10 protein-coding genes are annotated in these 14221 nt (G+C 66.0%); 8 read left to right on the top strand and 2 right to left on the bottom strand.

Annotated elements, in window-relative coordinates; genetic code table 11:
• Nucleotides 1-11 precede the first annotated feature (11 nt).
• Nucleotides 12-1160, bottom strand: a complete 1149-nt coding sequence (locus AAHM38_RS18180) for a cation diffusion facilitator family transporter (protein ID WP_015855796.1) — start codon at nt 1158-1160, stop codon at nt 12-14.
• 241 nt (nt 1161-1401) lie between these two features.
• Between AAHM38_RS18180 and AAHM38_RS18175 the strand changes: the two genes are divergently transcribed.
• The 6 genes from AAHM38_RS18175 (at nt 1402) to AAHM38_RS18150 (ending at nt 10997) form a co-directional block, all read left to right on the top strand.
• Nucleotides 1402-2070, top strand: a complete 669-nt coding sequence (locus AAHM38_RS18175; RefSeq protein WP_015855797.1) for a response regulator transcription factor — start codon at nt 1402-1404, stop codon at nt 2068-2070.
• A gap of 4 nt (nt 2071-2074) precedes the next feature.
• Entirely contained in the window at nt 2075-6385 is a 4311-nt protein-coding gene (locus AAHM38_RS18170; protein ID WP_015855798.1) for an ATP-binding protein, read from the top strand.
• A gap of 145 nt (nt 6386-6530) precedes the next feature.
• Entirely contained in the window at nt 6531-8153 is a 1623-nt protein-coding gene (locus tag AAHM38_RS18165) for a flavin-containing monooxygenase (protein WP_015855799.1), read from the top strand.
• A gap of 28 nt (nt 8154-8181) precedes the next feature.
• A complete protein-coding gene (locus AAHM38_RS18160; protein ID WP_009239705.1) occupies nt 8182-9072 on the top strand; it encodes an SDR family NAD(P)-dependent oxidoreductase in 891 nt (296 codons plus the stop codon).
• 9 nt (nt 9073-9081) lie between these two features.
• Entirely contained in the window at nt 9082-10104 is a 1023-nt protein-coding gene (locus tag AAHM38_RS18155) for an alpha/beta fold hydrolase (protein ID WP_015855800.1), read from the top strand.
• Nucleotides 10101-10997 carry a metal-dependent hydrolase gene (locus tag AAHM38_RS18150; protein WP_015855801.1) on the top strand — a complete coding sequence of 299 codons (897 nt, stop codon included), beginning with the start codon at nt 10101-10103 and terminating at the stop codon, nt 10995-10997. The genes AAHM38_RS18155 and AAHM38_RS18150 overlap by 4 nt, the downstream gene beginning before the upstream one ends.
• A 91-nt stretch (nt 10998-11088) precedes the next feature.
• On the opposite strand, the gene AAHM38_RS18145 is transcribed toward AAHM38_RS18150, so the two are convergent.
• The gene (locus AAHM38_RS18145; RefSeq protein WP_103519363.1) at nt 11089-11907 is read right to left on the bottom strand and encodes a MerR family transcriptional regulator; all 819 of its coding nucleotides are present in this window, start codon (nt 11905-11907) and stop codon (nt 11089-11091) included.
• 86 nt (nt 11908-11993) lie between these two features.
• On the opposite strand from AAHM38_RS18145, the gene AAHM38_RS18140 reads away from it, so the two are divergent.
• Nucleotides 11994-13151, top strand: coding sequence for a hypothetical protein (locus AAHM38_RS18140; protein WP_015855803.1), 1158 nt, complete (start codon nt 11994-11996; stop codon nt 13149-13151).
• The gene (locus AAHM38_RS18135; RefSeq protein ID WP_015855804.1) at nt 13148-14221 is read left to right on the top strand and encodes an LmeA family phospholipid-binding protein; all 1074 of its coding nucleotides are present in this window, start codon (nt 13148-13150) and stop codon (nt 14219-14221) included. The genes AAHM38_RS18140 and AAHM38_RS18135 overlap by 4 nt, the downstream gene beginning before the upstream one ends.

Raw genomic sequence — 14221 nt, 5'->3', positions numbered from 1 at the left:
GCAGGCCCGGGTTAAGCGTCGGTGACCAGCACGCGCAGGCGCACGAGACCATCCCACCGCGCGTGGACGGCATCGGCAATGCGGGTGAGTTCGCCAGCCAGCGCGGGCGACAGGACCAGGTCGACCTCCACCGCCCCATCGACGTAATGCAGCACGCAGTGGCGCGCGTCGAGCGGCGTGCCGGGCGGCAGCAGTTGTGCCAGCAGGGCGTGCAGCGCGTCGCGGTCTGGCAGCGGCACGGGGTCGGTCGCGATGCGCTCGCGCGGGTCGACGTGAATCTGCACGTCGAGCACGGCCATGGCCGTATGCGCCGTCAGCACGTTGGTGCGGGCCCGCACGGCAATCGCATGGCCCTCGCTCACGGAGACACGCGGATCCACCTCGATATGCGCGTCGACCAATGCCTGGTCTCCTGTCACACGCGTACGCAGGTCGTGCACGTTCATCACGCCAGGCGTGGCTTCGAGGCTGGCGCGAATGGCCTCCACCTGCGCGGGCGGCAACGCGCGGTCCATCAGGTCATTGAGCGCTTCCCACCCAAAGCGCACGCCCACCCGGCCAATCATCAGTCCGACAACGCAGGCGGCCACCGGGTCGAGCCAGTGATAGCCCATCAGGTTGCCCGCCACGCCGACGGCCGCTACCAACGACGACACGGCGTCGGAACGCGCATGCCACGCATTCGCAATCAGCATGCGTGAGTTGATGCGCTTGGCCATGGCCAGCATGTAGCGGAAGAGCCCCTCTTTGGCCGCCAGCGCGATCAGCGCCACCACTAGCGCCGGACCATGCACCGGCGCCGGCCCCTGCGGCGAGCGCAGGCTCTCCACCGCAGCCCAGATCATGCCCGCACCCGCCCCGACCAGCAGCAACCCCAGCCCCAGCGACGCGGCGTTCTCGTAGCGCGCGTGGCCGTACTGGTGGTCTTCATCCGGCCCCTTGTGGCTGTTGCGGTTGGCAATGAAGACGATGCCATCCGCGATCAGGTCCGACAGCGTATGCAGCCCATCGGCCACGAGGCCCTGGGAGTGCGACCACAGCCCCGCCGCAATCTGCCCCGCCGAGAGCACGCAATTGACGCCCGCACTCACCAGGGTGGAGCGTTCGGCGCTCTGCTGGCGCGAGGCCGCGGAAGGTGCTGTCGAGGATGTGGGCGTCATGGGAAATCGGTGCAATTGAAGCATGCGAAGCAATCGCGAGCATTGTGCCACGCACCAACGCGCCGCCTGAGTCAGATCTCATCGCCGCAATCACAACACGTTGCGACAAATTTGCACCAGAAGGGCGCGGATCGGGGGGCACGAATAGGACTTTTCCGATGTTCCACGCTGGCGGCTTCGGCGATTCTCAACAATGCGGCAAACACGTTGCCGCACGTTACACGCTCGGAGATACGTCGACATGCAGCCTCCCATCCAACTCGTCATTGCAGATGACCACCCCGGTGTGGTGGCGGCCGTGCGGCGCCTCGTGTCCGGCGTCCACGGCTTCGAGGTGGTGGGCGAAGCCAGCAACGCCGATGAACTGCTCGCCGTGCTTGCCCGCGTGCGCTGCGACCTCGCCATCACCGACTACGCCATGCCCGGCAGCCGCTATGGCGACGGCATCCTCCTGCTCGAATTTCTCATGCGTCGCCACCCGGACCTGCGCGTGATGGTGCTCACCATGCTTGAGACCCGCGCGCTGATGAGCAACATTCTGCGCGCGGGCATCAAGGTCATCGTCAGCAAATCCGACGAGCCGCAGCACATCCTCGAAGGGATGCAGGCGGCGGTGGATGGTCGCATCTATCTCTCGCCGCTGCTCAATGCCAAGCTGCTCTGCCGCAACGGCGAGCCGCAGCCCGCCCACGACGACCCGGTCGCCAAGCTCGGCAAGCGCGAGCTGGAAGTGCTGCGCATGTACGTAACCGGCAAGACGGTCAGCGAGATCGCCCAGCAGCTCAACCGCAGCGTCAAGACCATCAGTTCGCAGAAGCAGACGGCCATGCGCAAGCTCGAGCTTGGCACCGAGGCGGCGCTGTTCGACTTTGCCGTGCGCCACGGGCTGCTTGGCAGCGGCGAGGGCTGAACCGATGCGGCGTGCCCTCTTCGCGGTTTCCGCCGTCGTCTGTGCGGCCATCCTCGTTTGGTGGGGCGGGGACGGCGCACGGCAAGCCGATACCGGCGACGCTGGGCAGGGGCCGGTGTATCGATTAGCCCGCTTTCCGCCGATGCTCATCGTGGGCGTCATCGGCAACGCGATGATGCCGCTGGAGGGCATTGAGGCGGACCGGCTCAGCGGTTTCTCCGGGGATCTCCTCATGCAGCTGATCCCGCACGATCAAGTGCGCGTGGTACCGCGCGTATTCGCACGGCGCGACGAACTGCTCAAGGCAGCATGTCGCGGCGATGTCGACATCATCATGAGCGTCGCGCCACGCTCCCAATACGACCACTGCCTGGAGTATTCGGCACCGTATCTCGAACGCCCCACCGCGGTGGTCGCGCGCACGGAAAACGTCGAAATAGCGCAGAACCCGTTCGGGGCGGGCGTTCGCGTTGCGGTCGAGCAAGGCTCTTCACTGGAGGAAGAGCTGGCCCATGAATACCCGAACATCGTGCTGGTGAGCACGCCCACGGCAGCAGACGCTCTGGATGCCGTGCTCGACAAGACGGTCGACGTCTACGTTGGCGTCACCTACCCGACACGGGAATTGATAGCCCGGCCGCGCTACCGGGAGCTATCGATCGTGCAGCTTGCAAACCAGCAGGTCGATGCGCTCCATTTCGCCGCGCCCCGGGATCGCGCGACGCTGATTCGCCATCTGGATCGCCATCTCGCGCAGTTGCCTGACACCACGATGAGCCAACTTCGCGCGCGCTGGATCGCTCAGGGCGGTACGTCGACCGTGGCGCTGCAATTGTCGGACGATGAGCGCGCCATGCTGGCATCGCTGCCCCCGTTGCGGTATGCAGCCGACCCGGATTACATGCCGTACACCTTTGACGACACTGGCGGCGGCCTGCTCGGCATCTTCCCGGAGTACCAGAATTTCCTTTCGCGAACGCTGGGCCTGCAGTTCGAGCGCGTCGCCGTGCGCGACTGGGCCGACGCGCTCGACAAGGCGGCCAATGGCGAGGTCGACATCTTGCTCGGCATGTCAGATCAGGATGCTCGCCCAGCTGGATTTGCGCTCACGCAGCCCATCGACGCCACGCCGCTGGTTATCGTCGGGCGCAACGATGCGTTGACTGTGGCGGCGTTGTCCGAGCTTTCCGGCAAGACGGTCGCACTGCCTGCCAGCGATACGCTGACCGCGATCTTGCGCCACAACGTGCCGAAAATCCGCCTCGTGTCGGCGGGTTCGGTCGACAACGCGCTGTCCATGGTGGCAAGCGGCAAAGCCGATTTCACCATTGTCAATCTGCCGGTGGCCGACGCGTTGATCCGCCACCATTTTCCGGGCGAACTGAAGGTCACGGGCTCGGCCAACACGATTGAGAGCATCGGCGTGGGCGTGTCGGCGCGGTACGCCGCGCTGGTGCCGCTTATCAACCGCGCGCTTTTTGCCATGCCCGAAGGCGAGCAGGTCAGCATCCGCAACAAGTGGCTGTCGGTCAGCTATCAGCTCGGTCCTTCGGCGTCGGCCGTGCTCGGCAAGTTTGGGCCGGTGGCCGCGCTGGTGCTGGCGGCACTGGTGGCGCTCTTCATCAAGCAGATGCAACTGCGCCGCGAGAATCATCAGCGCCGCCGCGCTGAAGAAACCCTGGCCCAACAACTGAGCTTTCAGCGCGCGCTGATGGAGGCCGTGCCGTTCCCGCTCGTCGCCAAAGACGCCGCGCAGCGTTACGTTGCCGTAAATGCAGCCTTCTGCAACATGTTTGGCCAACCCCGCGCTTCGTTGCTGGGGCGCACGCCGCAGGAGCTCGGACTGTATTCGGTCAGCAACACGTCGCCGCTGTCTGATATCAACCAGCGCGCCGCGCAGATCAGCGAAAGCACGCGCGAAGAACTCATCATCGACACGCCGGACGGGCAATCGCGCAACGTGCTGTACTGGATCGAGCCGTTCCATCTGCCGGACGGGCAACCCGCGGGCACCGTCGCCTCGCTGGTCGACATCAGCGAGATTCGCGACGCGCAGGCCCGCGCGGAACGCCTCGAACAGCGCCTGCGCGAAGTCACCGAATCGCTGCCCGCGTTGGTCTACCAGTTTGAGCTGCCACCGGGCGAGGTGCAGGGACGCATCACCTACGTGGCTGGCAAGGCGCACGACACGCTGGGCGTCGAGCCGCAGGATTTGCTGCGGTACCTGTCCACGCCCGAACTGCTTATTTTTCAGGACGACCGGCAGCGGGTTCTGGAAAGCGTGCTGGCCTCCGCGCGAGAGTTGACGCCACTCGACCTGCAATTCCGCCACGTCAGCCCGGACGGTTCGGTGCGCTGGCTTCATGCACGCTCGATTCCGCACCGCGAGGCGGACGGCCGCACGGTCTGGAACGGCTACCTGAGCGATGTCACCACCGAGCGCGAGCAGGCCGACGCGTTGGAGGCGGCCAAGAACGCAGCGGAATCGGCGCTGCATGCCAAGGACCGTTTCCTGGCCATGATGAGCCACGAAATACGCACGCCCATGAACGGTGTGCTGGGACTGGTCGAACTGCTGCAGCAGACCAAGCTCGAAGGCGAGCAGAAGCAGATGGTCTCGTTGGTGCAGGATTCGGGGCGCGCGCTGCTGCATATCCTCGATGACATCCTGGACTACGCAAAGATCGAGGCCGGCCGCCTGGATATTTCTCCGACGGCCACGGACCTGCGCGCAGTCTTTGACGGCACCGTCGGCCTGCTGGCAAGCCGCGCACACGAGAAATCCCTCACCGTGCACGTGGATGTGGCTGCAGACGTACCGGCCAGCGTCTCGGTCGACAGCATTCGCCTGCGGCAGATCCTGTTCAACTTGCTCTCCAACGCCATCAAGTTCACCGACACCGGCAGCGTGCGACTTTCGGCGCAATGCACGTATGCCGCCGACGACACGGCGCACCTCGCCATCTGCGTCTCCGATACGGGCATCGGCATCTCGGCGGAGGTGCAGGCTACGCTGTTCGCGCCGTTCGTGCAGGCCGAGCGCTCGACCACGCGGCGCTACGGCGGCACCGGCCTGGGCCTGGCCATCTCCCGCCAGCTTGCGGGTCTGATGGGCGGCAAGCTCGTCATGGAAAGTGCCCAAGGGCAAGGCACCGCCGTGACGCTGGAACTGACCGTGCCAATGCTCAAGGCGCGGTATGCGCTGCCGCAACTGGAAGGCCGCAGCGTTGCCATTACCGTGGATGACGCGGCCGTGCGGCACAGCCTCACGCAGCTGGCGGTCGCGGCCGGGCTCCGGCCTGTGGTTGCTGCAGACGCCGACATCCTATTGACCACCACGGCGCCTGCACGCGAGCACGCCATCCGCATTACCTCCGAAGCCAGCTATGCCGAACCGGGCAACGTGCTGAGCATCAATCCGCTGAACTGGCACGCTTTCGTGCAGGCGTGCGAGCGCGCGCTCCCGCAATATCAACACGTGCAAGCGGCCAGCATGGCGGTACACACGCTTCCCGCCGCCGCGCCCACTGAATTGCCCGGTGCGCACATCCTCGTGGCGGAAGACCATCCGATCAACCGCGAACTGATCGCCAAACAACTCCGGCTGCTGGGTTATCGGGTCACGCTGGCCGAAGATGGCGTGGTCGCGCTCGAGCGCCTGCACGAACACCGTTTCGACGCGTTGCTCACCGATTGCCACATGCCGCGCATGGACGGCTTCGATCTCGCGCGGCATATCCGCCAGGAAGAAGGCGACGGCCCTCGCCTGCCTATCATCGCCATCACGGCAACAACGCTGGCCGAGGAGCACGCGCGCTGCCGCGCCGTGGGCATGGACGCGAGCCTGCTGAAACCGACCACGCTCGCCACGCTGCAGGAAGCGCTATCTGCGCTGTGCACCGGTGACGTTCCCGCAGGCGCCGGCGGGGCCGCGGAGGAGCCGCCCACCCTCTCGCTCGACGACCTGCACGCCGCGCTCGGGACGGACCCCGCAGCCATCGGTTTGGCGCAGGTCTTCCTCTCGTCGCTGGCCGATGACGCCCAGCGCCTCCAGCCGCTGCTGGACGCGATGGACCGTGCAGCGCTGCGCCGTTGGGCTCATCGCACCGGTGGTGCCCTCGCGCTGTTGCATAACCCGGGCGTGGACGCCGTAGCCGAAGCGTTCCGCCATGCCGTGCATAACGGCAGTGCGAACGCCATCCGCGCAGCCGGCGCGCGCACGATGAGGCTTTTGACGCATATCAACGGACTACTCAGCGCCTTCGGATCCCCCGCCGCCGACGTTGTGCACCGCACGCAAGTGACGGATTCATAAGGGGAAACCGTTTCAAGCGGTCGATGCATCGCTTTTAGATCAAGCATTCCAATCGGCCGATTGACTCGGTCCAGGCAGCCTCCTACGATGACATCGATCAATGTCACATTAAGAGGCGCCCAAGTGGTGCCCACGGAGACACCACGTGAACGCACGGACCGATTTCCCGCGTGCCGACGCTTCTGCGCCGACCTCGCACAGCCCCGGCGCCCCGCCCCTGATCGATGCCGCCATCATCGGGACGGGCTTTGCCGGCCTGGGCATGGCGATCCAGCTCAAGCAGCACGGCATCGACAACTTCCTCGTTTTTGAAAAGGCGGGCTCCGTTGGGGGCACGTGGCGCGACAACCATTACCCCGGCTGCGCGTGCGATGTGCAATCGCACCTGTACTCGTTTTCGTTTGCGCCCAATCCGGACTGGTCGCGCATGTATTCGCCGCAGCCGGAAATCCGCGCGTATCTGGAGCGCTGCACCGATGAATTTGGCGTGCGCCCGCATGTGCGCTTCCATCACGAACTGGCGCGCGCGGCATTCGACGATGCTGCAGGCGTGTGGAACCTGGAGATGGCCGACGGCCGCCGCTACCGCGCCCGCACGCTGATCTCAGGTATGGGCGGCCTGAGCCGTCCGGCCTGGCCGAACATTCCCGGCATCGAAACCTTCCAGGGCAAGGCCTTCCACTCGCAGCTCTGGGAACACGATTACGACCTGCGCGGCAAGCGCGTCGCCGTGATCGGTACGGGTGCGTCGGCCATCCAGTTTGTGCCGCAGATTGCGCCGAAGGTCGGCCGCCTCGACCTGTATCAGCGCACGCCGCCGTGGATCCTGCCCAAGCCCGACCGCAAGGTGTCGCGCGCGGAGCATTGGCTGTTCCGCCACCTGCCGTTCACGCAAAAGCTGATGCGCACGGGCATCTATTGGATGCTGGAATCGCGCGTGCTCGGCTTCGTGATCCATCCGAAGTTAATGAAAGCAGTGGAACGCATGGCACGCGGCCACATCAAGCGCCGCATTGCAGACCCGGTGCTGCGCGAGAAGGTCACGCCCAACTACACCATCGGCTGCAAGCGCATCCTGATCTCGAACGACTATTACCCGGCGCTCACGCGCGACAACGTCGACGTCATCACCTCCGGCATCGCACGCGTCGAGCCCAACGCCATCGTCACCACCGACGGCACGCGGCGCGAAGTCGATTGCCTGATCTTCGGCACCGGCTTTCACGCAACGGACCCGTTCCCGCGCGGCGTGCTGCTTGGCAGCCAGGGCGTGGACATTGTCGATGCGTGGGACAAGCACGGCGCGGAGGCGTACCTGGGCACGACCGTGTCGGGTTTCCCGAATTTCTTCATGGTGGTGGGCCCGAACACGGGGCTCGGCCACTCGTCGATGGTGTTCATGATTGAGTCGCAGGTGGCGTACATCGTCGATGCGCTGAAGTCGATGCGCGCACACAACGTGGCCGCCATTGACGTGCGCCCGGATGTGCAGCGTCGCTTCAACGACGGCATCCAGAAGCGGCTGTCGAACGCGATCTGGTCTGCCGGCGGCTGCGTGAGCTGGTACCTCGATCCGAAGACCGGCAAGAACACGACGCTGTGGCCGGGATTCACGTGGCAGTTCCGTCGCGCCACCGCGCATTTCCGCCTGGCGGATTACCGCACGCGCCCGATGGCCGTGCCGAAGGGTGTGCCGCTGCGCGTACCTGCCCGCACGGTGCCCGCCGCTCAGAACACCCCTAACGAAGAAGCGCTCGACCGCGCCTGACGCGCGTCAGCCACACGGAGACCCCGCCATGAAGTCATTCAATAATCAGGTTGCCGCCATTACGGGTGCCGCGTCGGGCATGGGCCGATCGCTGGCGCTGCAGTTGGCCCGCGAAGGCTGCCACCTCGCGCTGGCCGATCGCAATGAAGCGGCGCTCGCGCAGACGCTGCAACTGGTGCGCGCGCATGAAGGCGACCGGATCCGCGTGACCACGCACGCCGTGGACGTAGCCGACCGCGCCGCCGTGTACCGCTGGGCCGAGGAAGCGGCCGCTGCGCACGGCAAGGTCAACCTGATCTTCAACAACGCGGGCGTGGCGCTGTCCAGCACGATCGAAGGCATGGAAGACGACGAGCTGGCCTGGATCATGAACATCAACTTCTGGGGCGTCGTGCACGGTACCAAGGCGTTCCTGCCGCTGCTCAAGGCAACGGGCAACGGCCACATCATCAATACGTCGAGCATCTTCGGCATCTTCGCGCAGCCGGGCATGGGCGCGTACAACGCCAGCAAGTACGCCGTACGCGGCTACACCGAAGCGCTGCGCCAGGAACTCGATCTGATGGACTGCGGCGTGTCGGCCACGTGTGTCCACCCGGGCGGCATCAAGACCAATATTGCCAAGTCGAGCCGCGTCTCGCCGAGCATGAACGGCTTTCTGGTGCGCGACGAACAGCAGGGCAAGGCCGAGTTCGAGAAGTTCTTCATCACCTCGGCAGACAAGGCCGCGCAGGTGATCCTGGATGGCGTGCGCAAGAACAAGCGCCGCGTGCTGATCGGCCCCGACGCGCACGCTGCAGACGTGATGGCCCGCGTGCTGCCTGCCGCGTATCAGGCGCTGGTCGTGCGCGAAGCCCGCCGCACGCGCAAGAAGGCACTGCGCGACGATACGGCGCCGGCCACCGCGCGCGCCAAGTAGGAGGTGCCGATGGACACGGCCACCACCGGCGAACTGTTCGCCAGCCCCCCGCGCGCGAATCTGCTCAATGTCGCCCGCGCGATGCTGCGTCCCGGCCGCATCGGCCTGCGCAGCATCGGGCGCGACGTGCTGATCGCGCGCTACGCCAAGCCGCAATCGCGCTACCTGCCACTGATGGGCACGCGCGTGCATTACACCGATGAAGGTGCCGCCAATTCCGAAGGCACGTTGCTGCTGATCCACGGCTTTGGCGCATCGCTGCACACGTGGGATGGCGTGCTGCCGCAACTCACGCGGCGCTATCGCGTGATCCGGCTCGACCTGCCGCCGTTCGGCATCACCGGCCCACTGCGCGACGCTCAGGGCCGCCCGCGCACGATGGAGCTGCCGCTGTACCGCGACTTCATCGACGCGTTTGTCGACACGCTCGGCCTGTCGAAACTCACGCTGATCGGCAATTCGCTGGGCGGCATGGTGTCGTGGGACTTTGCCGTGCGGCACCCGGGCCGCATCGAGAAGCTCGTGCTGATCGACTCCGCCGGCTTCCCGATGAAGCTGCCGATCTACATCGATCTGTTCAATCACATTGGCGTGCGGATGACGTCGCCGTGGATGCTGCCCGAGGGGATCATCCGCGCCGCCACGCGCGATGTGTATGGCGACCCGTCGCGCGTGTCCGAACCCACGCTGCGCCGCTACGCCGATTTCTTCTATGCCGACGGTGCACGACAGGCCATCGGCAAGATGGTGCCGAAGTTCCGCTTTGACGATGTCGATACCAGCGGGCTGGCCTCGATCCGAGTGCCCACGCTCATCCTCTGGGGCCAGCGCGACCGGTGGATCCCGCCCGCGCATGCCGGCGAATTCGCCCGCCGCATTCCCGGCGCCACGCTGCGCATGTACCCGGCGCTCGGCCATATCCCGATGGAGGAAGACCCCGTACGCGTGGGGACCGACCTCTGTGCATTCCTCGATCAGGGGCGCGCATCGACGCGCCTTTCAGAAACCACATTCCAGGAGAACCGCCCATGATGCCAGTCCGTCGCGACGTGCATCCTCACCTGCCGGCTGATCGCATCAGCAACTGGCACGAGCGAGGCCCGCACGTGACCCACTTCCTGAACGCGCTGTCGATCTTCTTCCCGACCGGCGAGCGCTTCTTCATGGACAGCGTGCGCAACTACCGCCATCTGGTGACCGACCCCGAACTGAAGCAAGCCGTGGCCGGCTTCATCGGGCAGGAAGCCATGCACACGCGCGAACACGTGCTGTACAACGACCTGCTCGATCGCGCCGGCCTGCCTGCCACGCGCATCGACCGGTTTATTGGCAAGTTCCTGAATGTGCTGCGCAAGTGGACCCCGAAGTCGCACCAACTGGCCGTGACCGTGGCGCTCGAGCACTACACCGCCATGCTGGCCGGCCAAGTGCTTTCACATGAAGATGGCCTGGGCCGCAATTCGGAATCGGGCTATCGCCAGGTCTGGCTGTGGCACGCCATGGAAGAGACCGAGCACAAGGCCGTCAGTTACGACGTATGGAACCTGGCCATCAAGCCGGGCGTCGGCCGATACCTCACGCGCACGCTGACGATGTTGGTGACGACCGTTACCTTCTGGGCGATGGTGTTCTACGTGCACTTGCGGCTGATCTTTGCGGACCGCACCGTCAAGCACAAATTCCTCGGCCTCGGTAAGGCGTTCCATTTCCTGTGGATTCACCCGGCGCCGCTGCGCAAGATCATCCCGGAATTCTTCGACTTCTTCCGGCCCTCGTTCCACCCGTGGGATGAAGACAACCGTGACGCACTGGAACGCCTGCCCAAGCTGATCTCGGAAATTGAAGCGTACGCCGCTGCAAACGGCGAAGCGCCGTCGCCATCGATCCGCCGCAAGCTGTCGACGGCGGGCGCGGCCGGATCTTGAGCAGGCATTCAAAACGCCTGCAGCACCCGTCGCATCGGGATCAAACTAGAAATAGATCAGGCGCGCCCCACGCATGGGCGCGCCGGAGACACTAGCCTTTGTCCGGCCCGGGCGCGCTGCCCGGCGGTTCATGCATGTGCTCGATGACCTGCGCCACGCGGTCGCCCAGGTATTTGTTGGCGGCCGACTCAAGCGCGCGCATCAGCTCGGCTTCAACCGCCACCAGCGCCAGCGGACGGATGCGCCAGATCACGTCGACCAGACGCGGCACGTCTTCGACCGGCGGCAGATCGCTGCCGTACTTGTCGAGTTCGCGCACGACCATGGCGACGAGATCGTCGGCCACCGCCTGCGTATGCGGCCGGGCACGCTCGATGATGTCGAGCACTTCGATGAGCGGGAAACCGGCCTTCGCCATCTGCGCGCCGGCAAGCAGCGCTTTCGGGCTGCGCGCCAGATAGCCGAGGCCATCGGGTTCAAGCAGGCCGAGCGAGATGGCCCGCGCCAGCGCCTGACGCGACATGGCGCGGCCAAACAGCTTGGCAAGCGCCAGGAGCGAGTAGTGCTTGGGCGACTCGTCCGACCAGGGGCTCGCGATGGCGGATTCGAGCCCGAGGATGGAGCGCAGGTCATGGCCCTCGACGATGGCCTTGAGCAGCTCCTGGATGTTGGACAGCGTGTAGCCGCGCCCGAGCAGATGATTGATGAGCTTGAGCCGCCCCAGATGCGCCTGCGTGTAGATCCCCACGCGACCACGACGCTCGGGCGGATCGATCAGGCCGCGGTCCTGATACGAGCGGACGTTGCGGACAGTGGTTTCAGCCGCGCGCGCCAGTTCATCGATGGTGAACTCGCGGGCGGGCGGAGTGGCAGGCGGACCGGCGTCGCCGGTTGGTTTGCGGGCAGGCATGCAAAAAATTCTACACGAGCGCGGCGACAGACCGCGTCGGTGACCGGAACGTTTCCGGTGCGTTTCTCACGACGAGGAGACCGTCGATGTGGGACTTGACCTTGCGTCATCGAAATAGCGCGCTTCGGGCTGCGGGCGCAGTGGTGGCGGCGCTGCTGCTGCAAAGCTGCGCCACCGCCGGCGATGGCCACGGCGCCATCGAAGCCGAAAAAGCGAAACAGCTTGAAGACGCCCGGGCCCAGGCACGCGCACCGTTCCAGTCAGGCACTCTCGCCACGCGCGAGGTGCGGCCCGCCACGCTGCGCGATTCGGGCCAGCCCGATGCGATCTCGTATCTGCGTCATGTCGATTTTCGTTTCGATGGCGGCGTGGGCTTCCTGGTCGATCAGCTCGCGCTGCGCATGGTGCCGCGTGCGCCCGGCGACCCGGTGTGGCTCGACGATGTGTCGTCGTACACGCTGCAGCCGGTGAGCGGTTCGGTGCGCGTTACGGCCGAGAGCATGGCCGCGCTCTTCAACACCGTGGTGTTTGCGCGCGGGCCGGGTGAAGATCCGCCGCTGCGCGGCTTCAGCTTCTCGCTTGATGACGGCACGCTCGACATGCGCGCCGAGATGCGCCGGCGCGGCGCCTGGGTGCCGATCGAGCTGCGCGGCCCGCTGGTGTTGCGCGATCCGCAGACCATCGTGTTCCGCCCCAACGTGGTCAAGGTGCGCGGGCAGGACGCCGGCGCGCTGATGGGCGCGGCGCATATCGAACTGGCCGATCTGTTGCCGGTGTCGACGCCTGCCGTGCAGTTGACTGGCAGCGAGATCGTCATGCAGGTGCCCAAGCTGTTTCCGCCGCCCGCGCTGGAGTTGAAGCTTTCCGCCATTCGCGTCACGCGCGACGGGCTGCTCATGCAGATCGGCGATGGCAACCCGCAGATGCCGCCGCTGGCCAACGCCACCGACGCCCAGCGCCCGTACATCCTCTTCCGCGGCGGTGACATCCGCTTCATGCGCTCGATGCCGATGAACGCGCGCATCGATATTGTCGTGGCCGACCCGGCCAAACCGTTCGTGTTCAACCTGTACCGCTATCGCGATCAGCTTGTGGCGGGGTCGCTGCGCTTCTCGCCCGATGGCGGCATTCGCGTGCTGATGCCGTCGTTCGACACCCTCGCCGCTGCCAAGGCCGCCAAGGCAACTGCGATTGCCAAGACCAGCAAGCCTGCCCTGCAACTCGCCAAGAGGACCGCGCCATGATCGCCCCCGCCTTCGCTCTCGCTGCCGTGATGTTGCGCCTGGCGTTGGTGACGCTTGGCCTGGCCGGCCTTCTGGTCAGCGCGCTCGCCCGTGCCGCCGAGCCGCCGATGGCCAACGCCCAACGCAAGGAATTGACCACGGTGCGCCAGCAATGGGCGCAGCGCTGCGATCCGTCCTCGGGCGCGCCCAACGCCAGCGGCCCGGCCGCGGCGCGCGACTCCGGCACTGCACCGCCCGTCGTGCAGATGCGCGATGTGGATTTCCGCATCACCGGCGACATCGGTTTCCACGTGCACCAACTCACTGCGCAGCTCGTGCCGCACAAGCCGGGGCAGCCCGTCGACATGGACGACCCGGGCCAGTTCGACATCCGCATCCTCGGCGGGGAAGTGACGGTGCCCAAGGATTCGCTCGACGCGCTGTTCAACCGGTATCTGCTCGACTATTCGCCGCGCTCGCTCAATGCGCTGTCGCTCACGCCCGGCGACGGCGTGCTAGACGTGTCGGGCGGACTCAAGCTGCGCAACCATTTTCCAGGGGTGTGGCTGCCGTTCGGCATGCGCGGCACATTGGCGCTCAAGGAATCGCGCTATCTCGTCTACACGCCCACCGAGGCACGCGTGATGGGCATCCAGACGCTGGCGCTGCTCAGGGGGATGGGGCTGGAGCTGTCGCAGCTTGCGCCGCTCAATCGCACCGGCGCCAAGCTGGATGGCAACGACATGGTGCTGGACCAATACACGGTCTTCCCGCCGCCGCGCCTGGTCGGTCAGATGAAGACGGCGCGTGTTACGCCGGACGGGCTGGTGCTCGGGTTCGGCCCCGCGCCCGCCATGTGTGCGCCGGCGCCAACCGACGCCGCGAGCCGCATCTGGATCCAGTCCGGAGACCTGAAGATGTACAACGTGCTGGTCGCCAACAGCCGCATTCTCGTGACCGATACATCAACACGCGGGCCGCTGCGCTTCGACCTGTACCACTACCGCGAGGCCGCCGCGCGCGGCACCACGCGCATGGACGCGGACGGCACGCTGCGCGTCGACCTTGCGCCGGCGGCGGCCGTTCAGTAA

It is taken from the genome of Ralstonia sp. OTU4908, from assembly GCF_038440115.1.
In the GTDB taxonomy this organism is placed as follows: Bacteria; Pseudomonadota; Gammaproteobacteria; order Burkholderiales; family Burkholderiaceae; genus Ralstonia; species Ralstonia pickettii.
This window is presented reverse-complemented; position numbering and strand designations above follow the sequence as displayed.